Origin of the sequence: Streptomyces olivoverticillatus, from assembly GCF_014203555.1 — a bacterium.
Lineage (GTDB): Bacteria > Actinomycetota > Actinomycetes > Streptomycetales > Streptomycetaceae > Streptomyces > Streptomyces olivoverticillatus.
The window spans coordinates 1-22,453 of record NZ_JACHJH010000008.1 but is presented as its reverse complement, the minus strand read 5'-3'; the positions used below and the strand labels follow the sequence as shown (position 1 = coordinate 22,453).

Sequence of the window (22,453 nt, the reverse complement as noted above, 5' to 3'; positions counted from 1 at the left end):
TCAGGTGGTCGTTCACGCGTGCGGGTTCCCTTCGTCTTCTGCGGGGGCGTGGCCGGGGGGCCGGCCGGGGGCCGGTCCGGGCGGGGGGCCCGGGATGCGGCCGTCGGGCGGAGGGTGGTGGCCGACGCGGCCGGCGCGGGTGCCGCGGGCGAAGGCGCCCATGCGGCGGGCGTTCTCCTCGGCGGTGCGCTCCGTGGGCGTCTCGGCGGGCAGCGGCGCGGCGGGCCGCGGGTGCGCTGCGCCGGGCTGCCGGCGGCGGCGCTTGGGCAGTCCGCCGCTGGTGGAGCCGACGACCGTGCCGGCGCCCGGGGTTGCGGGGGCGTCGGGGCCGGGGTGGGCCGCGGGGTGCTCGGGCGGCTGCGGCGGGTGGATGCGCTCCGCAGGGCGGGGGGTGTGGGTGCGGGCGGAGGTGCGGGGGCCCTTGGCGGTGCCTCGCGGGTGTCCGGTCAGCGGGGTGGTGCCGGGCCCGTCGATCTCGAGCTGGGTCAGCAGCGAGCTGGGCAGGAACACCACGGCGCGTACGCCGCCGTAGGGCGAGCGGGTGTCGACGGAGACGCTGAATCCGTAGCGCGCGGCGAGCACGCCGATGACGGGGAAGCCGAACTGCGGCGGGTCGCCGAGGCGGGAGACGTCGACCGGCCGGCGGCCGGACAGCAGGGCGACGGCCTGCTGGATCTCCTGGTTGTCCATGCCCACGCCCGCGTCGTCGATGACGATGGAGGCGCCGTTGTGCACGGGCTGGAGGCTGACCTCGACGGTGGTGTTGGGCTGGGAGTGCCGGGCCGCGTTGTCGAGGAGTTCGGCGACGGCGAGCACGACGGGCTCCACGGCCCGGCTGACGACCGCGAGGTCGATCTGGCTGTGCACGCGTACGCGGCGGTAGTCGCGGATCCGCGAGGTGGCGCCCCGTACGACGTCGGTGAGCGGGGAGGCGACGCGCTGGCGGCCGGGCCAGGAGCCGCACAGCACGGCGATGGCCTGGGCGCGGCGGCCGAACTGGGAGTTGGCGTGGTCGATCTCCAGCAGGTCGCGCAGCACGTCGGGGTTGTCGTGCCGGTCCTGCATGTCCGAGATGGCCAGCTGCTGTTCGTGGGCGAGGCCCTGGAGGGCGCGCATGGACGCCTTGAGCGCGGCCTTGGCGGACTGGTCAGCGCGGGCCTGGGCCCGGTCGACGGCCTGGGTGAAGTAGTCCATCACGGACTGGAGGCTGTGCGCGAAGTCGGTGCCGGTCAGCCGGTCGTCGAGCGGGCCGGGCAGCGGTACCGAGGGCCCGGCGGCGTCCGCGACGGCGGGCAGTCGCACGCCGACCAGGTGCCGTATCTCCTCGTCACGCGCCCGGACGCTCTCTTCGAGCTGGTCGATGCGCCTGCGCACTCCGGTGGTGATCGTCCGCTGGCGCATCAGCAGGACCGCGACGGCGGTCAGCGCGATGGCCAGACACCAGATCACCACCTCCGGTATGTGATGTGACATCAATTCCTCTTGGACGAAGGGGCATGCGGTGGGGGCACCGCCCGGCCGGCGGCCGGGAGAAGGACAGGTCGGCGTCCTGACGTCCCGTCCAGAAGCGGAATACGCCGATCATCCTAACCACGGCGGTGACCCTGTGTCCGATCTCCGTCACGAGCATCGAACAGACTTGCACTTTCGGTTCGCCCCATCAAGGCCGGAACTGCCCCCTCCGCCCGGTCGGCGGCCGTGGTCCAGGCCAATCCGGGGCGAGATGCCGCGCGACCTGACACCTCACACGGCCGTACCGGCGGTGTCTCTTCAAAAGAACGCGGTCTCCGTGACAGGCTGCATGACCATGCGTGCCGCCTTTGTCGAAAAGCTCGGCTCGCCGGAGGAAATTCACTTCGACGAGCTTCCCACGCCTCGCCCCGGGCCGACCGACGTCCTGGTGGACGTCATCGCCACCACCGTCAATCCGGTCGACACCTTTATCCGCTCCGGTGATTTCCGTACGCCCCTTCCCTTTCCATTCGTGGTGGGGCGCGATGTGGTCGGAAAGGTCGCCGAGGCCGGACCGGGGGCCACCGGCTTCGCGCCCGGGGACCTGGTGTGGTGCAACAGCCTGGGGCACGACGGCCGTCAGGGCGCGGCGGCCGAGCAGGCCGTGGTGCCGGTCGAGCGCCTCTACCCGCTGCCCGCCGGGGTCCGCCCGGAGGACGCGGTCGCCGTGGTCCATCCCGCCGCCACCGCCTGCCTCGCGCTGTTCACCCACGGCCGGGTGCGGCCGGACGAGACGGTGCTGGTCGCCGGGGCCGCGGGCAACGTGGGCAGCGCCGCGGTGCTGCTGGCCGCGCGGGCGGGCGCGCGCGTCGTCGCCACGGCGAGCGCGTCCGACGCGCCGTACGTGCGCTCCCTCGGCGCCGCCGAAGTCCTCGACTACCGCGACCCCTCGCTCCCCGGGCGCCTTGCGGAGGCCGCCCCCGGCGGCGTCGGCCTGTGGATCGACACCTCCGGCGTGAACGACCTGGCCATCGCGGTCGAACTGCTCGCCCCGCGCGGCCGCATCGTGCTGCTGGCGGGGCCCGCGGCGCGCCCGGTGCTGCCGGTCGGGCCGCTGTACCAGAAGGACGGCTCGATCACGGGCTTCGTCATCTCCCATGCCTCCGTCGCGGAACTCGCGGACGCGGCCGTCGTGGTCAACCGGCTGCTCGCCGCCGGGCTGCTGCGCCCCCGCGCCGCCGAGGTCCTGCCGCTGAGCGCCACGTCCGAGGCGCACCGGCGGATGGAGAAGGGCGAGCTGCACGGAAAGCGGATCGTCCTGCGGACCGGCCTCGCGCACTAGCCCGATACCGGGCACGAAATCCCCGGTATTCCTTGCGCATTCAACGGGCGCATTTCCATGGTGTTTTCAACATGACGGACCACCACATCACGCATTGACCGCCCCCGGCGGCCACCCGCATATTGATGACATGAGCCAGAGCACCGACGAGGAAACGACTTTCCGCGTCCGGGCCGAGATCGCCATCGCCGCGAGCCCGCACGAGGTGTACGACACAGTCAGCGATCTCGCGCGCAGCGGCGAGTGGAGCCCGGAATGCCGGGGCGGCCGGTGGATTTCCGGTATGCCGGGCGCGGTCGGCTCGGTCTTCCGCGGGGACAATCTGCGCGGCACGGACGTCGTGTCCTGGGCGCCCGTCGTCCGCGGCGGGTGGCAGACCGAGTCCGAGGTGACCGCCGCCGAGCGCGGACGCCTCTTCCAGTGGGTGGTGCTGAACAGCGCGGGAGAGAAGCAGGACAGCACCTGGACCTACGAGATCCGGCCAACCCGCGACGGCTGCGTGCTCGTCCACCACTACCGGCTCGGCCGTCTCACCGAGGGCCTGGCCAAGATATTCGACGGGCTGTCCGAGGCCGGATGCGCGCGCTTCGTCACCGAGTGGAACGCCAAGCTCGGGCAGGACGTGGCCACCTCGCTGAAGCGGCTCAAAACGGTCGTGGAACAGGCATAGCGAAGCCCTCTCCCCCGGGAAGACTCACCCCACAAGCTGCCGCCTTCCCGTAATCCCCCGGCGGGAAGGCGGCCTCCCGGACGCCGGACCGTGCCGGAAGGGCCCTACGGGCGCCGGCCCCGCCACACCGCGAGCTCCGCCTCCAGCCGGTGCAGGTCGCGGGCGTGTCCGTGCGCGGCGATGTGCCCGTCCGGGCGGATCAGGTAGTAGCCGGACCGCCCGCAGCCGGTCGCCTCCGCGGCCTCGCCGCGCCGCAGCAGCACCACCCGTATCTGCGGCCACTGCCGCACGAGGTGCTCGACCCGGTCCGTCCAGGGTCCCGTTGCGGGCGGCAGGACCGCCACCGTCCAGCCCGCGGGGTCGGCCGCCGGGCCCGCGATGCCGTACGCGAGGGCGAGCCGCCGCGGGAAGAGCGCACCGGCCGTCAGACCGCCCGGCAGCCGCCCGCGGATCCGGCAGCCGGAGGGCAGGGAGGGCGACTGGCTCTCCCGCACCGGCGCGTAGGCCAGCCGCCGCCCGGCCATGACCGGTGCGTAGAAGCGGCTGACCGCGCCCGTCCGCTCCAGCAGCCGGAACGCGGCGTCGCGGGCCCGTACGCGCAGCGGCCCGTCGGCCATCCAGGCCCGGGTCTGCAGGTCGGTGTCGCGGACGATGCGCCGGGTCGCCTCCGCGCGCTCCGGCCCGTAGCCGAGGAGCAGCGAGTCCGGGCTGTGGCCGTGGATCACCGCGGCCAGTTTCCAGCCGAGGTTGTGCGCGTCCTGCAGGCCGTTGTTCATGCCCTGTCCCCCGGCCGGGCTGTGCACGTGCGCCGCGTCGCCCGCCAGGAAGACCCGGCCGCGCCTGAAGTGCGTGGCGCTGCGGGCGTGGACTGTGAAGACGGTCTCCCACACCGGCTCGGTGATGCGGACGCCGCCGGGGCCGCGCTCGTCCAGCAGCGCCTGCATCATGGCGGCCCCCGGCTTCCGGTCCCGCCCGGGCAGGACCGACAGGATGCGGAAGATGCCGTCGGGCAGGGGCACGATGACCAGGGTGCCGCTGGGCGCCTGGTAGTAGAGGATCTCGTCGGGCGGCAGCCGGCCCTCCACCCGGGCGTCGACGAGGGCGAACGCCATCTCGTAGGTGGAGCCTTCGAAGCCCATGCCCAGCTGTTCACGTACCGTGCTGCCTGCACCGTCGGCGCCGATCAGGAAGGGCGTGCGGGTGCGCTCGACGGTGCCGTCCGCATGCTCCAGGAGGGCGCTCACCCCGTCCGTCGCGGCGATGGAGCCGCGGACGTCGTCGACCGCCGACAGCCGCATGCCTCGTTCGACCTTGCCGCCGAGCTCGTGCAGCCGCTCGGTGAGCAGGCGTTCGGTCTCGTACTGCGGGAGGTTGACGGCCGCGTGCTCGGCCGGGATGGCGAAGGAGGCCACCGGGCGGCCGTCGGAGAAGTAGCCGTAGCGGCGGATGGGCACGGAGGCCGCGCGCAGCCCCTCGCCGAGGCCGAGGTCCTCCAGGATGTCCTGAGCGCGCGGCCACAGGGACAGCGCCTTGGGGGCGTCCGCCGGGCGGTGCGCCCGGTCGACGATGCGTACGCGCACGCCGCGCCGCAGCAGTTCGCAGGCGGCCAGCAGCCCGGTGGGTCCCGCGCCCACGACGAGCACGTCGTGGTCGCTCACCGCGCCTGCTCCGGCTCGGCGGTCCCGGCCAGCCGGCGGGCCAGCTCAATGCGCCGGACCTTCATCGTGGCGGTGCGCGGCACGTCGGCCAGGGACATCTGGACGGGCGCCGCCAGCTGCGGGTAGCAGGCGGCGGCCGTGGCCCAGCGCGCCGGGTCCAGCGGGCGGTCGTCGCGCGTGCACACCACCGGCACGGGCTCCTCGCGCTCCCCTGGCACCAGCACGATCTCGATGAGTTCGGGCAGCCGTTCCATCAGCACGTCCTCGACCTCGAGCGTGGAGCACACGCCCCGGATCACGTCGACCTCGCGGTCGAGCAGGTGCAGACAGCCGAACGCGGTGCGGTAGCCCACGTCGCCCGTGCGCCACCACGTGCCGTGCAGCTCCTTCTCGTAGCGCTCGCGCTCCGCGAAGTAGGTGACGGCGCGGCCCGCGGTCCGGGCCTCGATCAGCCCGGGGTTGGCCTTCGAGGGGCGCCGTCCGTTGCGGCTGACCAGGCGGAAGCGGGTGGCGCCGGGGATCGCGAAGCCCAGGCAGCGGCTGTCGGCCTTGTGCACGGTGCGCCGGGTGTACCAGCGCCCGGCGAGCGGGCCGCACTCGCTCTGCCCGTAGAACTGGAAGAACAGCGGCAGGGTGCGCCGCGAGGCCAGCAGCAGCTTGCGCAGGGTGGGCGGGTGCAGGGCGTCGAAGGTGGCGCTGAAGTACTTGACGCCCGCCAGCGGCTCGCGCGGGTCGTCGGCCAGACCCTCCCACTGCATGAAGGAGTTGGGGTGGGTCTCGACGAAGCCGGGGCGGGTGGCGGCGAAGACGTCGGCCACGTTGTCCGGGTCGGGGTCGTCGAGGATGACGACGGGCATGCCCTTGGGCAGCATGGTGGCGAGCGCCAGGTACATCCGCGAGTGCACGTACGACAGATGGGCGGCGTACGTCTCGCGGGTGCGGATCAGCGAGGCCAGCCTGGCCTGCGGGCGGCAGCGGCCGTCGAGGCTGGCGGCGGTGTGCACGACGAGCTTGGGCAGGCCCGTGGTGCCGGAGGTGTGGGTCATCAGAGCCGGGTGGTCCGGGTGCAGGAACACCGGCTCGCGGCGCGGGGCCCCGGCCAGCTCGGAGAGGGCGACGGCGCCGGGGCGGGCGGGACCGGTGGTGACGACCCGGTCGGCGACCTCGGCCGTAGGGAAGCCGGCCAGGGGGCCGCTCAGCTTCTCCTCGTCGGTGAGCAGGTGCGGGCGGTGCAGCCGCCGCAGCAGTGCGGTGACCGTCTCGCCGTCGAGCGCCGGGGAGAGCAGCACCGGCACGGCGCCGATGCGGGCCGCGGCGCAGGCGAGGAGGTAGATGTCGAAGCCCGCCGACTTGTGCACCGCGACGTGCTCGCTCGGCCGCACGCCCACGGCCCACAGCCGGGCCGCGATGTCGTCGACGTGCTCGGCGAGTCGGGCATAGGTCAGGCTGCGGCCGGTGCCGGGCAGAGCGGCCAGGTCGTGGTCGAGGACGACGGTCACGTCCGGGTGGTCGGCGGCGGCGCGCTCGGGGACCACGCCGAGGTAGAGGCCTTCCTTGCCGGTGGGCGGTCGGAGCATGGCGGTGCCTCCTCCAGGCGGTCGCGGGCGGCGGGGTCAGTCGCGGTACGAGGCCACGCACCGCTGGAGCTGGATGGCCTCCTCGCCGGTGACGGTGAGGCCGAAGGTGCCGCGCAGCACGTGGACCACCTCGTCGGGGGCGAGCTCGGTGCGCAGGGTGCGGCCGTCGGCGTAGCGGGCGGCAAGCGTGCGGTTCTTGAGCGTGTGCCGCACGTGCTCGTCGCCGCGCATGGCCACCACCGCCCCGGTGAACCGGGAGGCGGGGTGGTGGGCGGTGTAGTAGTGGGACACCTCGAAGTCGGCCGGGTGGTGGCGCTCCAGGCGCAGGGCGTAGACGTCGAACCAGCCGTCGGGGTGCAGGGACTGGAGGATCCACTCGTCGCCGTCCAGGCCCACCCCCCACGTCCAGTCGCCGACGGTCAGCCGGGCGCCGGGCTCGAAGGGGATCGGTTCGATCAGCCCCTCGTCGCCGTATCCGACGTCGCACAGGTAGGGGCGGCCCTCCGCCTCGACGACGAGGGCGGCGTGGGAGCGGTAGCGGACCGTGCGCCGGCCACGGCGGATGCGCGCGAGGTGCCGGGTGAGCGGGAAGCCGAGCCGTTCGAGGGCGGCGGCGAAGAGGAGGTTCTGCTCGAAGCAGTAGCCGCCGCGGCGGGTTGCGACCATCTTGCGCTGGAGGCTCTCGACGTCCAGGGGCATCTCGCGGCCGAGCGCCACGTCGAGGTTCTCGAAGCAGACGGCGGCGTGGTGGGCGCGGTGCAGGGCGGCGAGCGTGCGGGTGGTGGCGGTGCGCGGGCCGTCGTAGCCGATCCGGGCGAAGTAGGCGTCGAGGTCCAGGGATTCCGCACCCCAGCCGCCGTCGGCCGTCCGCTCCTCGGTCAGCGTCACGTTGCCCATCCGCTCTCGCCCCTCCCTGGTGCGCCGTCGTGATGCGCACCGTGCGCTCTTCCATCCTGTGGGGCTGCCGTGGCGGCCGCCAACGGTGCTGCGGGCAGTCCGTCACTGCCGCGGAAATATGTCAGATCAGGACGTCCGGTTTCCTTCGGGCTGATGGTGACGACCTGACATAAACCCGGTCCGATGCCGAAAAAGGCCTTGTCGCGGGACGTAAGCTCGGCCCACCGGATCTCCGCAACGTTGGGAAAACGACATGACCAGGCTCGTGTTGATTTCGGGAAGCCTGCGCCGCGGTTCGCTCAATTCGGCCGCGCTGCGAGCGGTACGACGGATCGTCGAGGACATGCCGGAACCCGTCGACGTGGCCTCGCTGCCCATCGGGCGCATCCCCTACTACGACGGGGACGTCGAGGAGGCCGGGATGACGGCTGCGGTGCAGGCCGCCCGTGCCCTGGTGGCGAACGCCGACGCGCTGGTCATCAGCACCCCCTCGTACAACGGCACGGTCTCCGGCGTGCTCAAGAACGCCCTGGACTGGCTGTCCCGGCCGACGGGCGCGAGTCCGCTCACCGGCAAGGTGGTCGCGGTGCTGTCCGCCTCGCCCGGCGGGCGGGGGGCGGCCGATGCGCAGCCGCTGCTGCGGGATGTGCTGCGGGCCTGTGACGCCCGCGTCGTCGCCCACCCGTCGGTGGCGATCGACCGGGCCGACGAACGGCTGGACGGGGACGGGGAGATGCGCGACCCGGAGGTGCTCGCCGCGCTGCGCGCCCTCGTGGGTGCGACGCTCGCCGCGGTGGCCCGGTCCGGGCGCGGCGCGCTCAGCCCGTCCGCCGTCTGACGACCGGTCTCCCGCCGCCGACGGCGAAGAAGTGCAGGGTCCCGTCGGCGGCGCCCACCACGAACGAGGCGTCGTCCGGCGCCCATTCGACCGTCAGCGCCGCCGCTCCGGGGACGTCCACCGTGTGCACCAGGCACAGCCCGGCGCTCAGCAGGTCGACCGTGCCGTCGTCGCAGCCCACCGCCAGCGTCCGGCCGGAGTGGGACCAGACGCAGCACTCGACGGTGCAGTCGTAGTGCCGGATGGCGAGGTTCTGCACGCCGTCGTCGGGGTGGCCGACGACGATCAGGCCGTCCTCGCCGACGGTGGCGACGAGCCCCTCGGGGCTGACGGCAACCATGGTGCAGTGGGTGTCGTACGAGCTGAGGTCGGCCAGGAAGGTGCCGGTCAGGGCGTCCCACATGGCGGCGCGGCCGTCGGCGCACACGCACACCAGCCGCCGCCCGTCGGGCATCCAGGCCAGGGAGTTGACGGTGTCGGTGTGGTGGGCCAGCACGGCGACGAGGGCCGCGGGGCCGCGCTCGGGCACCTGCCAGACCGTGACCTTGCGGTCCGGCGAGGCGGCGGCGAGGAGTTCGGGTGCCGTGGGGTTCCAGGCGGTGGCGCGGGTCCCGCTCACGGTGCGGCCGGCCCGTCGAAGAGGCGGTGCAGCTCGGCGTGGAAGCCGGGGAAGGTCTTGCCGACGCAGTCGGGGTCGTCGAGCGTGATCCCGCCCGGTGCCCGCAGACCGAGGACGGAAAAGGCCATGGCGATGCGGTGGTCCCGGTGGCAGGCGATGCGCGCGGGCCGCGGCCGGCCGGGGTGGACGGTGAGCCGGTCGGGCCCCTCGTCGGCGGTGATGCCGAGCGCGCGCAGGTTGCGGGCGACCGCGGCGATGCGGTCGGACTCCTTGAGGCGGGCGTGGGCGATGCCGTGCACGGTGATGGGGGCGTCGGCGAGCGGGGCGATCGCGGCCAGCGTCATGAAGGTGTCCGAGATGTCGCCCATGTCGACGTCGAAGCCGCCGCGCAGCCGCCCGGTGCCGGTGACGGTCGTGGCGTCCTCGCGCACCTCCACCTCGGCCCCGGTCAGCCGCAGCACCTCGGCGAAGCGCAGGTCGCCCTGGAGGCTGCGGCTGCCGAGACCGGGCACGGTGACGCTGCGGCCGGTGACGGCCGCCGCCGCGAAGACGTACGAGGCGGTGGAGGCGTCGGGTTCGATGACGAGGTCGGTGGCGGTGTAGCCGCCGGGCCGCACCTCGATCCGGCCCGCGGCGCTCTCCTCGACGGTCGCGCCGAAGTGGCGCATCAGGGCGAGGGTCATGTCGATGTAGGGGCGGCTGACGAGGCCGTGGACGTCGATGGCCAAGGGGGTGCGCATCAGGGGGGCGGCCATCAGCAGCCCGCTGAGGTACTGGCTGCTGAGCGAGGAGTCCAGGGCGAGTTCGCCGCCGTCGAGGCCACTGGCGTCGATGCGCAGCAGTGTGTCGCCGCCGTCGTCGGTGCGGACGCGGGCGCCGAGCCGGGCGAGGGCCTCGGCCAGCGGGTGCAAGGGCCGGGCGCGCAGCTGGGCGGAGCCGTCGAAGACGAACTCGCCGTCGCCGGTGGCCGCGAAGGGCGGCAGGAAGCGGGCGGCCGTGCCGGCGTCGGCGCACCAGATGCGGGTGGGCCCGGTGGGGCCGCGCCCGGCGCCGGTGATCTCCCAGCACTGGTCGTCGGGGGTGGTCTCGGCGCGGATGCCGAGGTCGGTCAGCGCGGTGCGGAAGGCGAGGGTGTCGTCGCTGACCAGCGGCGCCCACAGGCCCGTGGTGCCCTGGGCGGCGGCGGCCAGCAGCAGGGCCCGGTTGGTGATGCTCTTGGAGCCGGGGATGCGCGCGGTCAGGGGGGTGCGCAGGGCGGGCCAGGTGGTCATGGCGTCTGCCGGTCCTTGTCGAGTGCGAGGGTGAGGGCGTCGAGGAGCTGGTGCCAGGAGTCATCGGCCTGCTTGAGCGCCTCGCTCTCCAGCCGGAGCACGAGTTCGCCGTGGTCGATGCCGAACCACTGCAGGTGGCCGAGGAGTCTGCGGGCGTCGTCGTAGGTCTCCTCGGTCCAGCGCCGGGGGACGACCGAGCCGTGGTCGGCGACGGCCTGCAGGGTGGCGGGGGGCATGGTGTTGACGGTGCCGCGGGTGACGAGCCGGTCGACGTAACGGGTGTCGTGGTAGGCGGGGTTGCGCACGGTGGTGTCGGCCCACAGCAGCCGCTGGGGCCGGGCGCCGAGCGCCGCCAGGGCGCGCCAGCGCGCGCCCCGGTAGGTCCGCTCGTGGCGCTCGTGGGCCAGGCGGGCGCCGGAGACGGCGGCCGTGCCGTGCATGGCCCTGGCCTCCAGGGTGCCCTCGCGGTCGAGCAGGGTGTCGACGGCGCTGTCGATGCGGCCGACGAGGAAGGAGGCGACGGAGGAGATGCCGGCGAGGGGAAGGCCGGCCCGGTGGGCGCGTTCGAGTCCCTCGAAGCAGGCGTCGGCGACCAGGTCGTAGCGGTCGGCGGAGAGGATCAGGGTGGCGTCGGCGTTGATGCCTTCGGCGAGGCAGGCGCTCAGGGCCGTCAGGCCCGCGTCGGTCGCCGGGATCCTGACCATGACGTTGGCCCGGCCGGTGACCCGCCACAGCTCGCGGGCCTCGGCGAGGGTGGCCCCGGCGTCGTGGGCGAGGCGGGGGTCGATGCCCACCGACACCAGCCCGTCGGCACCGCCGGTGGCCTCGTGGACGGGCCGCAGGATGTCGCAGGCCCAGCGGATGTCGTGGGTGGTGACCAGGCGCAGGGCCTGCTCGGCACGGACGCCGCGGTGGGCGAGGTCGTCGAGCTGTCCGGCGTAGAAGGGGCTGTCACAAAGGGACTTGGCCAGCATCGAGGGGTCGGAGGTGGCGCCGGTGACCCGGCGGCTGCGGACCAGGGCGGCCAGTGAGCCGTCGGCCAGCCGGTCGCGGGTGAGGTCGTCGAGCCACACCGAGACCCCGGCCGTGGTGAGCCGTTCGAGGACGTCGCCGGTCATCTGCGCTCCCTTCCCGGGGCGCGGGCGGCCGCGGCCCGTGCGGCGGCCGCCACCCGCTCGGGGGTCAGGCCCCGGCTCTCGTAGAGGTTGCGGTAGGTCGCGCCCGCGCCGAACCGGTCCAGGCCGACCGTCTCGCCCGCGCCGCCGAGGAGTTGGTACCAACCGAGCGCGGTGCCCGCGGCCACGGAGATCCGGGGGGTGGCCGGGGGCAGGACGGCGTCGCGGTAGGCGGGGGCCTGTTCGTCGAACCACTTGGGGCAGGGCATCGCCACCACGCGGGTGGCGATGCCGTCGCGCTGGAGGATGCGCCGGGCTTCGAGGGCGGTGCGCAGTTCGGCGCCGTCCGCGACGAGCACGACGTCGGGGGTGCCGCGTTCGGCGTCGGAGAGGACGTAGCCGCCCCGGGCCGCCGTGCCCGGGGGCACGGCGGCGGCGCGGATGCCCGGCGCGTTCATGCGACCGGCACCCCCGCCAGGAGCGAGGCGAGGGTCGTGCCGACGATGCGGGGACCGTCCTGGGTGAGCACCGACTCGGCGTGGAACTGCATGGAGGCGAAGTGCGGTCCGCGCAGGGCGTGCACCTCGCCGGTCCGTGCGTCCCGGCTGACCTCGACGACGCCGACGCCTTCGCACTCGGCCTTGTCGTCGTGGCTGTGGGCGGCGAAGGTGTTGTAGAAGCCGACCCGCTCGCGGGCGCCGAAGAGGTCGATCTCGCGCTGGACGCCCTGGTTGGGCACGTCGCGGCGGACGAGGTCGAAGCCCAGCTGGAGGCTGAGCACCTGGTGGCTGAGGCAGACGGCGAGGAAGGGCCGCCGCTCGGCGAGCAGGGTGCGGATCGCGCCGCGCAGGTGGGCGATCTTGGGGTGGTCGCCCTCGCGCGGGTCGCCGGGGCCGGGGCCCATGACGATCAGGTCGTGGCCGTCGAAGTCGTAGGACTCGTCGAAGCGGCGCACGGTGACCGTCAGCCCCATGGCGCGGAGCTGGTGGTCGATCATCGAGGTGAAGGTGTCCTCGGCGTCGACGACCAGCGCCCGCCGCCCGGCGAGGGCGGGATCGGTGCGCACCCGGTCGGCGTCCTGGGCGAGCCAGAATCCGGCGATGGTGTCGTTGCGCTGCTCCAGGGCGGCGCGGACGCTGGGGTGGGCGCCGAAGCGGGTGGCGGAGCCGGTCTCCAGGGCGGAGATCAGCCCGGCGGCCTTGGCCCGGGTCTCCAGGACCTCGGAGTCGGGGTCGGAGTGGCGTACGAGCGTGGCGCCGACGCCGATGCGGACCGTTCCCGCGGCGTCGATCTCGGCGGTGCGGATGAGGATGGAGGAGTCCAGGGTGCGCTCGCCCTGCCCGTCGCGGCCGATGAGGGCGATGACGCCGCTGTAGTAGCCACGGCCCTGCGGCTCGTAGCGGTCGATGACGCGGCAGGCGCTCTCCAGGGGGCTGCCGGTGACCGTGGGCGCGAACATCGTCTCGTGCAGGATGTCGCGCGGGTCGCGGTCGGTGGTGCCCTCGATGAAGTACTCGGTGTGGGCCAGGCGCGCCATCTCCTTGAGGTAGGGGCCGACGACGCGGCCGCCCGTCTCGCAGATGCGGGCCATCATCTTCAGCTCTTCGTCGACGACCATGTAGAGCTCGTCGGCTTCCTTGCGGTCGGCGAGGAAGTCCATGACCTCGGGCAGGCTGGGGCCCGCGGCCGGGTAGCGGTAGGTGCCGCTGATGGGGTTCATCACGGCGGTGCCCTGGCGGACGCTGATGTGCCGCTCGGGGGTGGCACCGACGAAGGTGCGGTCCCCGGTGTGGACGATGAAGGTCCAGTAGGCGCCGGACTCGCGCTCCATCAGGCGGCGGAAGAAGGTCAGCGCGTGGGCGGTGGTGTAGTCGCTGATGTCGGCGACGAAGGAGCGCTTGATGACGAAGTTGGCGCCTTCGCCCTCGCCGATCTCGTCGGCGATCACCCGGCGCACGGTCTCGGCGTACGCCTGGTCGTCGACGTCGAAGTGCCCGTCGGACAGGGTGATCCCGGTCTCGGGGATGCGGGTGAGGACCTCGGCGACGGGCAGGGCGGCCTGCTCGGTGACGGTCATCGCGATCAGCGGCGCGCCGTCGTCGGCGCAGGCGAAGCCGCGCTCGGCGATCTGCCGGTAGGGGACGACGGCGAGCACCTCGTGCCGGGGGCCGTCCCCGCCGTCCGAGGTCCCGTGCAGCGGGATGTCGGCGAGCGTGCCGGGCAGTTGGACTTCGCCGAGGAGGACGTCCAAGGTGTCGGCCCCGGTCGAGTCGGGGCGGTGGAGGACGGCGAAGGCGGGCGGCTGCGGGCCCAGCACCCGTGCCAGCAGGTCGTCGGTCATGGCCGGTCCTTCCTGGGCTGCGCTCATGCGGCGCCCCCTTCGGTGGCGAGGGCGGCCGCGCCCTCGAGGTCGGTGAGGATCCCCTTGGTGGTGGCGACGACGGCGCACCGCTCGGCGGCGTAGTCGAGGGCGAGGCGGTGGTACGCCTGGGAGAAGTCGGCCACCGCGTCGGCCACCAGGAAGGGCTGGATGTCGTTGGTGAAGGCCTCGACGGCGGTCATCAGCACGCCGACGTGGGCGTAGACGCCGCAGACGACGAGCTGGTCGCGGCCGGCCGCACGCATCTTCTGGAGCAGGTCCGAGCGGAAGAAGGCGCTGTAGCGCCACTTGGTGAACACCCAGTCCCCCGGGGCCGGGGTGAGCGGGTCGACGACCTGGCGGTCGGCGGGGTCGACCCGCATCCCCGGGCCCCAGAAGTCCTTGAGCAGGCCGCGCTGTTCCTCGTCCATCCCGCCCGGCTGGGCGGTGTAGGCCACGGGCATGCCGAGCGCGGAGGCCGTCTCCCGCAGCAGCGTCGCGTTGCGCACCAGCTCGTCCCCCGGGCCGACGGCGGGGATGGGCTTGAGAAAGTAGCGCTGCATGTCGTGGACGAGCAGGACCGCGCGCTCGGGATCGACGGTCCACTGGGCGGTGTTGCCGGGCAGGTCGCCCGCTGTCGGCATCGGATACGGCTCGATCGGGGGGATGCCTGCCATGGTGTGCTCTCTCTCCTTGTCAGTGAGGTGTCCTGCCACCGCCCGCCGGGGCCGTCAGCCCTGCCAGGCGGAGACCACGGCGATGGCCTGGGAGGGGTTGAGCCGGGGGTCGCAGAAGCTGGTGTACTTGTCGCCGACGCGGTCGATGCCGGACTCGTTCTGGACGCACTCGGTGACGTCGTCGGGGGTGGTCTCCAGGTGGAGGCCGCCCGCGATGCCGCCGGCGGTGCGGACCGCGCACTGGAAGTCGCGGACCTCGCGGATCACGGTGTCCAGGAAGCGGGTCTTGAACCCGTCGGGGGCCGAGACCGTGTTGCCGTGCATCGGGTCGGTGAGCCAGATGACCGGGTGGCCCGCGGCCTTGACGGCCTCGACGAGCCGGGGCAGCCGCTCGGTGACCGCGCCCGCGCCCATGCGGGCGATCAGGGTGAGCCGGCCCTGCTCCCGGTCCGGGTCGAGCGTCTCGCACAGGGCCAGCAGCTCGTCGGTGTCCATGGAGGGCCCGACCTTGCAGCCCACCGGGTTGCCGACCTCGGCCAGCAGGGCGACGTGGGCGCCGTCCACCTGGCGGGTGCGCTCGCCGATCCAGGGCCAGTGGGTGGAGGTGAGCCAGGCGCGGCCCTCCTCGTCCCGGCGGACCAGGGGGAGCTCGTAGTCCAGCAGCAGCGCCTCGTGGCTGGTCCACACGGGCGGGCAGATGCCCGAGCGGCGGGAGGGGTTGAGCCAGCCCAGGTGGGTCATGGCCTCGCTGGCCGCGAGGTAGCCGGAGAGCAGGCGCTGCGGGTCGGGGCGGCGGCGCTCCGGGTGCGGGTCCGGGTCGTTGACCATGTGCCCGCGGTAGACGGGCAGTTCGGTGCCGCCGACGGTTTCGGTCGGGTTGGAGCGGGGCTTGGCGAACTGGCCGGCCATGCGTCCGGCGCGGACCACGGGCTTGTGCGTGATCATCTTCATCACGCCCGCGAGGACGTCCAGCAGCCCGGCCTTGCGGGCCACGTAGCCCGAGGTGCACTCCGCCGGGTCCTCCGCACAGTCGCCGGCCTGCACCACCTGGGACTCGCCCCGCGCGACATGGGCGAGGTGGGAGCGGAGGGTGCGCACGTCGGCGGCGCGCACCAGGGCGGGACGGGCGGCGAGTTCCTCCCGGACCAGCCGGGCCTGCGGCGCCGCGTCGCCCCAATCGGGCTGCTGCAGCGCGGGTTTGAGACGGGCATCGAGCAGAGCGTTGTTCACGAAATCTCCAATGGTGCTTCGTTAAGGGACTGCTCGCAAACAGGGTTGAACCAAGGCAATGGAGGGACTTCCGGACTCCTTCCGGGCGACGGACGCAGTCGGCGGGGCATGGGCCTCGCAAACCGACTGCCGGCAATCGATCGTCAGTTGACGCCGTGGAATCCGCCAACGGCATCCCGTCCACTCCGTCATGTGGACGAGACTTCATCACGTCGCTGTCAAGCCGCGCTTCGCGCCAATGTGACGGAGTAAGGGGCACGCTGTTCGCGGATGCCGCTTTTCCGCTTTACTGTCGTGCCCTCTGCCCTGAGTATTTTCGGCTACCGGCCCGGAGAGGGGGCAATGCTTCCATGGGAGAGCGCACGGTGACATCAGGTGGCGCGGTTCTGCGAGAACTGATCGCAGAAGGGGTCTCACCATGGCTGGACGGCCTGTGCCGGTCGTCGCTCACCTCGGGGCTGCTGGCCCGTCTCGTCACCTCCGGCGCCGTGCGGGGCGCCGCCTTCGAGCCCGCGGCCCTGGCCCGGGACTTGACGGGCACCACCGCCTACCACCAGCAGCTGGCCCATCTCGCCTGCCGCTCGGTCCCGTTGGAGACGGCCGTGCACGCCCTGTGCGCGTACGACCTGCGGTCGGCCTGCGACGAGCTGCGGCCGGTGTTCGAGGCCACCGACGGCCTCGACGGCCAGGTCTCCATGGACCTCGACCCGGCGCTCGCCCACGACGCCCCGGCGACGGTCGCCGCCGCCGCCGAGCTGCATCGCGCCGCCTGCCGCCCCAATGCGCTGGTGAAGATCCCGGCGACCGACGAGGGCCTCGCCGCGATCGTCGAATGCCTGGGCCGGGGCATCGGCGTGCACGTCACCGAGGTCTTCTCGGTGCGCCGCTACGGCCAGGTCGTCGACGCGTACTTCGAGGGGCTGGAACGCGCCCTTGAAAAAGGCCTGGACCTCTCCTCCGTCTCCTCCCTGGTGTCCCTGTCCGTGGGCCGCATCGACGCCGAGGCCGACTCCCGCCTCGCCGAGCTCGGCGGCCGGACCGCCCCCGCCCTGCACGGCACCGCCGCCCTGGCGACCGCCCGGCTGGTCTACCGGCTCTACGAGGAACGGCTGGGCTGCCCCCGCTGGCGGGCGCTGACGGCCCGGCGCGCCCGCCCCCAGCGCCTGGTGTGGGACGTCGGTACGCCCCCGGTGCCCGGCGACCCCCGCCCGGTCCGCTACGTGGAGACGCTCGTCGCCTGGGGCACCGTCATCGCCATGCCCGCCGCCGTCCTCGACGAGGCCGGCCGCAGCGGCCGCCTCCAGGGCGACACCCTCACCGGCGAGCACCGCGCGGCGCGGGCCGCCGTGGACAGGCTGGAGGAACTCGGCGTCCTGCTCGACGAGGTCGCGAAGAAGCTCGAGGCGGAGAGCATGGATCATCTGGTCGCCTCCTGGCGGGAGTTGCGGTCCGCGGTCGGTGAGCGGCTGCGCACGGCGGGCTGAGCGCCGTGCGCAGCCGTCCGTCACCGGGACAGGGCGTCGGCCGCGTCGCGTCGGCGCTCGGGGAAGCCGGTGCCCGCCAGGGCGGTCAGCGGCGCAGCCTTGACGGCCGTCTCCTCGAACTCTTCCTCGGGGTCGGAGAGCGCGATGACCGCGCCGCCCACCCCGTAGCGCACCCGCCCGGGGGTGACGACCACGGTGCGGATCACCACGCTCAGATCGGCCGCCCCGTTCAGGGAGAAGTAGCCGACGGCCCCCGAGTACACACCGCGCGGCCCCTCCTCCAGCCGGTCGATGATCTGCATGGTGCGCACCTTGGGCGCCCCGGTCATCGACCCGGGCGGGAAGGCGGCCCGGACGCAGTCGACGGAGCTGCGGTCCGCGCGCAGCCGGGCCCGTACGGTGCTGACGAGCTGGTGGGCCTTGGCGAAGGTCTCGACGCGGAACACCTCCTCCGCCTCGACGGTGCCCACCTCGGCACACCGCCCCAGGTCATTGCGGACCAGGTCCACGATCATCAGGTTCTCGGCGCGGTCCTTCTCGCTGGAGAGCAGCTCGGCGACGAGCGCCGCGTCCTCGTCGGGCGTGGCGCCGCGCGGCCGGGTGCCCTTGATGGGTCTGGACTCCGCCAGGCCCTGCCGGTCCACGCGCACAAACCTTTCGGGAGAGGTGCTGAGCACCGCCAGCTCCCCGAAGCACAGCAGCGCGCCGTATGGGGCGGGGCTGGTGCGGCGCAGGAACTGGTAGCCCTGCCACGGGTCCAGGCTGCCGCGCGCCTCGGCCATGTTGGTGAGGCAGATCTCGTACGACTCCCCCGCCGCGATCTCCTGCAGGCAGTCGCCGATGCGGCGCAGGTAGCCGGCGCGGTCGTGGCGCAGCTCGATCTCGCCGAACGCGTCGGGCCGTCCGGCGAAGCGCGCCGGCTCGTCGGAGATCGTCTTCAGCCGCAGCGCGGTCGTCCGCAGCCAGGCCCCGGCCGCGCCGTCGTCGCCGTCCTCGGCGAGGGCGAGCAGGTGGGTGGTCCCGGTCGCGTGGTCGAAGACCACGGCCCGGTCGGCGAAGACCATGGTGGCGTCGGGCTCCTCGCTGCGGTGGGTCCGCTCGCCGCCGCACTCGGCCTTGAGCCCGTATCCCAGGTAGCCCACCCAGCCGAGCGCGAACTCGAAGGGCAGCTCGGGCACTTCGGTGCGCGTCGCTTTGAGGTCGCGGTCGAGCCAGTCGAGGAACTCGCCGGTGACCACCTCGGTGCCGTGCGCGGAGCGTACGGTCACGGTGCTGCTCCAGACGTCCGCCGAGGCGATGCGGGCCAGCGGCCCGGAGGCGTCCCCCATCACGGAGAAGCGCCCCGCACCTTCGCCGCGGCGGCTGCTGTCGAGCCAGAAGGCGTGCGGCCCGGTGCGGAAGAGGTGGTCGAAGGCGGCCTCGTCGTCCCACTGGGTGGGCAGCGCGGCGGCCAGCACCGTCAGCCGGCGAGGTGCGGGGCCGGTCTGCGCGGGCCGGGGCTCCGGCCGGGCGGGGGCGGCCGCGAGGACGCGGCGGCGCCGCTTCCCCCGGCTCTCGCTGAGGTCGCGGAAGTTCCGCAGGATGGCGTGGCCGTGCGTGCTGCGCACGGACTCGGGATGGAACTGCACGCCCCACTGGGGGAGTTCCCGGTGGCGCAGGCCCATGACGATGCCGTCGGTGGTCCAGGCGACCGCCTCCAGCTCCCGGGGCACCCGGTGGACGGCGAGCGAGTGGTAGCGCACGGCTTCGAAGGGAGACGGCAGCCCTTCGAAGAGTTCGCTGCCGCGGTGGACGACGGAGGCGGTGCGGCCGTGGCACGGCTGCGCGGTCCGGTCGACCACCCCGCCGTGCAGCAGGGCCAGCCCCTGGTGGCCCAGGCAGATGCCCAGCGTGGGCAGGCCGCCGTGCCGGACGATCTCGCGGCAGATCCCGAAGTCCCGTTCGTTCGCCGGGTTGCCGGGGCCGGGCGAGAGGACGACATTGTCGAAGCCGGCGAGGTGTCCGGGGCGCCACAGCGGATCGTCGTTGACGACGACTTCCGGCTCCCGGCCGTTGACTTCGGCCAGGTAGTGGAAGAGGTTGTACGTGAAGGAGTCGTGGTTGTCGATGAGCAAAGTGCGCACGTGCTTTCCCCTCAACGAGCAGCTGCCGTCCGGCGGGCCGGTGCCTGCGCCGGAGTTACTTCGAGCAGCATGTGCTCGACCTGGTGCGCACCTTCCTGCACCACGACGCTCTGCACCGTGCGGACCCTGCGGCCCGCCTCCCCCGCGATCCGCAGCAGGCTCACCAGGTCGCCGCGGGTGCTGAAGTGCAGCAGTACCGAGCCCGTCGGAGTCAGCCAGCCGGGGGCCTCCGCCAGGAAGCGGCGATGGGCCGCATAGCCGGGGTCCACATAGGCGCATTCGTGCACCGAGCCGTACTCGTAATCCTCCGGCGCGAGCACGTAGTTGGAATTCCAGAATATCGTGTCGAAGCGCTCGCCTTCATTGAGTCCCCCGAACAAGTCGCCGCGCACTGTGCGCACTTGCTCGAACACATCGTGCCGGGCCGCGTTCGCCGCGGCGTTCAGGACGGCCGCGGGGTTGATGTCGGAGGCGACCACCCTTTCACAACCGGCCAGCGCGGCCGAGACCGCGATGACGCCCGTGCCACATCCGATCTCCAACAGCGAACCGGTGCACGGCACTTCCACGGATTCCGACAGCCCGAGGAAATCCATGGAAATTCCGGTCGCCGGCGAGTAGATCGGCGCGAAGACCTCCGGGAAGAGATCCCACTCGCGGCCGTACATCGTGAAAACCGACGGGCGGTCCTTGCGCGTAAGCGCCGTGCGGCTGCGCTCGAGTGAACGCATGTAGTCCCGTGCCTCCTGCATCCCCATCCCCCTAGGGCTCGGCAGCAACTCCCGGCTCACTGCCGGGTGTTCATCAACCATCACCTATCGGGCCCGAAGCGTGGAAGGTGATCCAGTAACACTCGGGGAAGCGGCGGCGGTGGTCCGGACACCATCCACATCGCTTGCGGCCGTACGGCTTCCTCGCATACCTTGAACGATCAAGCTTGACGCACCACCGCTGGGGTGCATTGCTTCCCGGCGTACATGCCGTGGCACAATCCGTGCGGCTACGCACAGGGGTACCCGGGGGGGCATCGTGTCGCAAGCGCAAGGCATGTCCGATATCGGCGCGTTTGCCGTGCTACAGCTGCTGGCCGACGGGGCACCTCACCACCGGTACGAGGCATTGGTGGAGGAAGCCCGCGGCAAAGGCCTCTGTGGCGCTCCCCTGGAGGCATTGGAGCGGGCCAAGCAGCTCGGCCTCGGCATTCAGGCCCTGGCCGAGCGGCAGCAGCAGCGGGAAGCCGGCCTTTCCGCGCTCGTCGATACCGCGCGCGACCTGGCGAACCCGCACGACCTGGATACCTTGCTCAAGGTCATCACCCGGCGGGCCCGGCTGCTGCTCGCCGTCGACATGTCATATATAGGTATGCCGGACGACGCAGAGGGAATCGTCACCGTCCGCGCTTCCGACGGGCACACCACCGCACTCAGCGTAGGACTGCGAATCCCGGGTACGGGCGGAATGGGACGCGCCGTCCTGGAGAACCCGTCCCCTTTCTGGACCCCCGACTATCTCGCCGACGAACGGATATCCCACAATCCCGGCATCGACGACGTCGTCAAGGCCGAGGGGCTGCACGCCGTCCTGGCCGTCCCGCTGACCCGCGGCACCGAGCCGTTCGGCTCGCTCTACGTCGCCGACCGCAGCGTGCGGCACTTCTCGGCCGACGAGGTCGCCCTGCTCAGCTCCCTCGGCGACCTGGCGAGCGTGGCCATACAGAAGGCGCAGCTGCTCGACCGGACCACCGCGCTCGTCGCCGAGCTGGAGCGGCACACCGTCGACGTCGAGGCGGGCCTGCGCGGGGCGCGGGAGCTCAGCGAGACCCACAACCGGCTCATCCAGCTGGTGCTGGACGACTGCGATCTGACCACCCTGTCCCACGAGGCGGCCAAGGAGCTGGGCGGCACCCTGCGCGTGTGCGCCACCAACGGCACGGTGCTGACCACGGTCGGCGAGATGCCCGAGGGCGAGGACTCCGCGCTGGTGCTGGCCACCATGGACGCCCACGCCGCGCGGGAACCCGTCGCGCTGGACGGCGGCAGGCTGTGGGCGGTGCCGGTGGCCGCCGGCAGCGGCAATCTGGGTACGCTGCTGCTGCGCCCCGAGCGCCCCTGGACCGTGGAGGACGAACGGCTGCTGCGGCTCGTCGCCCAAGTGGTCGCAGTCCAGCTGCTGGTGGAGAGCAGCAGGACGGCGATCGCGGAGGGGCAGGTGCGCGACGACTTCCTCGGGCAGCTGCTGGGCGGCCCGCAGCGCCCCCCGCAGCAGCTGGAGCAGCACGCCCGCCGCCTGGGCCTGGACCTGACCAAGCCGCACATCGTGGTGGTCGCCCGGCCCGAGGGTGACGCCCGGGGCAAGATGGCGGTCTGGGCGTCGTCCTATGCGCACCGGATGTGCGGGCTGAAGAGCATGCACAACGGCTGTGCGGTCCTGCTGCTGCCGGGCACGGAGGCGGGGGCCGCGGCCCGCGCGGTCTCCGCGGAGCTCTCGCCGCTGCTGGGCCACCCGGTGACGGTCAGCGCCGCGGGCCCCGTCTCGGGTCCCGCCTCGGTCCACCACGGCTTCCAGGAGGCGCTGCGCTGCCTGGATGCCATGACGTCGCTGGGCGTGCTCGGCCGCTCGGCGTCCGTGCGCGAACTCGGCTTCCTCGGCGTGCTGTTGTCGGACAACCACGACGTGGAGGGGTTCGTCGACTGCGCCATCGGTCCGGTCATCGACTACGACCAGCAGCGGTTCACGGATCTGACGCGCACGCTGGAGACGTACTTCGACGCGGGCGGCAGCCCGACGAACGCGGCCAAGAAGCTTCATGTGCACCCCAACACCGTTGCACGCAGACTGGAGCGGATCAGCGAACTCCTGGGACCGGAGTGGCAGCAGCCGGAGCGGGCTCTGGAAGTACAGCTGGCCCTGCGGGTCTTCCGGATACGGCACAGCCTGCGCTGGCGCGACGAGCCCGCCGCCGAGGCCGCCGCGGAGTCTCACGAGACGTAGCCCAGCCGCCTGTCGTTCTCGTGTCGGGTGTTGTCGTGTCGGGTGCCGGCGTGCTGGGTGTTGTCGTGTCGGGTGCTGAGCGCCGCCACGGCATGGGCGGCGGAGGCCAGTGTCACGTGCCGGTGCCAGCCACTGAACGAACGCCCCGCG

18 protein-coding genes are annotated in these 22,453 nt (G+C 72.9%); 5 read left to right on the top strand and 13 right to left on the bottom strand.

What is annotated here, in order from left to right:
• Positions 1-12 precede the first annotated feature (12 nt).
• Positions 13-1,473 carry an ATP-binding protein gene (locus FHS39_RS22850; protein WP_184351321.1) on the bottom strand — a complete coding sequence of 487 codons (1,461 nt, stop codon included), beginning with the start codon at positions 1,471-1,473 and terminating at the stop codon, positions 13-15.
• Between the two features lie 334 nt (positions 1,474-1,807).
• Between FHS39_RS22850 and FHS39_RS22845 the strand changes: the two genes are divergently transcribed.
• Together FHS39_RS22845 and FHS39_RS22840 are read left to right on the top strand one after the other, a co-directional pair.
• A complete protein-coding gene (locus tag FHS39_RS22845; protein WP_184351320.1) occupies positions 1,808-2,794 on the top strand; it encodes an NADPH:quinone reductase in 987 nt (328 codons plus the stop codon).
• Between the two features lie 130 nt (positions 2,795-2,924).
• On the top strand, positions 2,925-3,464 hold the full coding sequence (locus tag FHS39_RS22840) for an SRPBCC family protein (RefSeq protein ID WP_184351319.1): 540 nt from the start codon (positions 2,925-2,927) through the stop codon (positions 3,462-3,464).
• 104 nt (positions 3,465-3,568) lie between these two features.
• Here FHS39_RS22840 and FHS39_RS22835 read toward each other — a convergent pair whose 3' ends face one another.
• The 3 genes from FHS39_RS22835 to FHS39_RS22825 are packed head-to-tail and all read right to left on the bottom strand — an operon-like array spanning position 3,569 to position 7,596.
• Positions 3,569-5,122: an FAD-dependent monooxygenase gene (locus FHS39_RS22835; RefSeq protein WP_184351318.1), complete on the bottom strand. Its 1,554-nt coding sequence runs from the start codon at positions 5,120-5,122 to the stop codon at positions 3,569-3,571.
• Positions 5,119-6,699: a class I adenylate-forming enzyme family protein gene (locus tag FHS39_RS22830; protein WP_184351317.1), complete on the bottom strand. Its 1,581-nt coding sequence runs from the start codon at positions 6,697-6,699 to the stop codon at positions 5,119-5,121. Before FHS39_RS22830 ends, FHS39_RS22835 begins: the two co-directional genes overlap by 4 nt.
• Before the next feature lie 36 nt (positions 6,700-6,735).
• Positions 6,736-7,596 carry an arylamine N-acetyltransferase family protein gene (locus FHS39_RS22825; RefSeq protein WP_184351316.1) on the bottom strand — a complete coding sequence of 287 codons (861 nt, stop codon included), beginning with the start codon at positions 7,594-7,596 and terminating at the stop codon, positions 6,736-6,738.
• Between the two features lie 253 nt (positions 7,597-7,849).
• On the opposite strand from FHS39_RS22825, the gene FHS39_RS22820 reads away from it, so the two are divergent.
• Positions 7,850-8,434: an NADPH-dependent FMN reductase gene (locus FHS39_RS22820; protein ID WP_045934195.1), complete on the top strand. Its 585-nt coding sequence runs from the start codon at positions 7,850-7,852 to the stop codon at positions 8,432-8,434.
• On the opposite strand, the gene FHS39_RS22815 is transcribed toward FHS39_RS22820, so the two are convergent.
• Genes FHS39_RS22815 through FHS39_RS22785 form a run of 7 tightly spaced genes read right to left on the bottom strand, consistent with a single transcriptional unit; the run spans position 8,415 to position 15,705 of the window.
• On the bottom strand, positions 8,415-9,053 hold the full coding sequence (locus FHS39_RS22815; protein WP_184351315.1) for a WD40 domain-containing protein: 639 nt from the start codon (positions 9,051-9,053) through the stop codon (positions 8,415-8,417). The two genes, FHS39_RS22820 and FHS39_RS22815, sit on opposite strands and share 20 nt — an antisense overlap.
• On the bottom strand, positions 9,050-10,324 hold the full coding sequence (gene aroA / locus FHS39_RS22810) for a 3-phosphoshikimate 1-carboxyvinyltransferase (protein WP_184351314.1): 1,275 nt from the start codon (positions 10,322-10,324) through the stop codon (positions 9,050-9,052). The genes FHS39_RS22815 and aroA overlap by 4 nt, the downstream gene beginning before the upstream one ends.
• Entirely contained in the window at positions 10,321-11,442 is a 1,122-nt protein-coding gene (gene tal / locus FHS39_RS22805) for a transaldolase (protein ID WP_184351313.1), read from the bottom strand. Before tal ends, aroA begins: the two co-directional genes overlap by 4 nt.
• Complete coding sequence (locus FHS39_RS22800) at positions 11,439-11,897, bottom strand: transketolase-like TK C-terminal-containing protein (RefSeq protein WP_184351312.1); 459 nt, start codon at positions 11,895-11,897, stop codon at positions 11,439-11,441. Before FHS39_RS22800 ends, tal begins: the two co-directional genes overlap by 4 nt.
• A complete protein-coding gene (locus FHS39_RS22795; RefSeq protein ID WP_184351462.1) occupies positions 11,894-13,780 on the bottom strand; it encodes an anthranilate synthase family protein in 1,887 nt (628 codons plus the stop codon). The genes FHS39_RS22800 and FHS39_RS22795 overlap by 4 nt, the downstream gene beginning before the upstream one ends.
• A gap of 23 nt (positions 13,781-13,803) precedes the next feature.
• The gene (locus tag FHS39_RS22790) at positions 13,804-14,475 is read right to left on the bottom strand and encodes an isochorismatase family protein (protein WP_045934200.1); all 672 of its coding nucleotides are present in this window, start codon (positions 14,473-14,475) and stop codon (positions 13,804-13,806) included.
• A gap of 54 nt (positions 14,476-14,529) precedes the next feature.
• Positions 14,530-15,705 (bottom strand): 3-deoxy-7-phosphoheptulonate synthase, encoded by a 1,176-nt coding sequence (locus FHS39_RS22785; RefSeq protein WP_184351311.1) that lies wholly within the window; start codon positions 15,703-15,705, stop codon positions 14,530-14,532.
• 350 nt (positions 15,706-16,055) lie between these two features.
• Between FHS39_RS22785 and FHS39_RS22780 the strand changes: the two genes are divergently transcribed.
• Positions 16,056-17,189, top strand: coding sequence for a transaldolase family protein (locus FHS39_RS22780; protein WP_184351310.1), 1,134 nt, complete (start codon positions 16,056-16,058; stop codon positions 17,187-17,189).
• A gap of 20 nt (positions 17,190-17,209) precedes the next feature.
• On the opposite strand, the gene pabB is transcribed toward FHS39_RS22780, so the two are convergent.
• Both pabB and FHS39_RS22770 read right to left on the bottom strand, forming a co-directional pair.
• Positions 17,210-19,312 (bottom strand): aminodeoxychorismate synthase component I, encoded by a 2,103-nt coding sequence (pabB, locus tag FHS39_RS22775; protein ID WP_184351309.1) that lies wholly within the window; start codon positions 19,310-19,312, stop codon positions 17,210-17,212.
• A gap of 11 nt (positions 19,313-19,323) precedes the next feature.
• Complete coding sequence (locus FHS39_RS22770) at positions 19,324-20,043, bottom strand: methyltransferase domain-containing protein (protein ID WP_246470423.1); 720 nt, start codon at positions 20,041-20,043, stop codon at positions 19,324-19,326.
• Between the two features lie 316 nt (positions 20,044-20,359).
• Between FHS39_RS22770 and FHS39_RS22765 the strand changes: the two genes are divergently transcribed.
• Positions 20,360-22,303: a helix-turn-helix domain-containing protein gene (locus FHS39_RS22765; RefSeq protein WP_184351307.1), complete on the top strand. Its 1,944-nt coding sequence runs from the start codon at positions 20,360-20,362 to the stop codon at positions 22,301-22,303.
• The last annotated feature ends 150 nt before the right edge of the window (positions 22,304-22,453 follow it).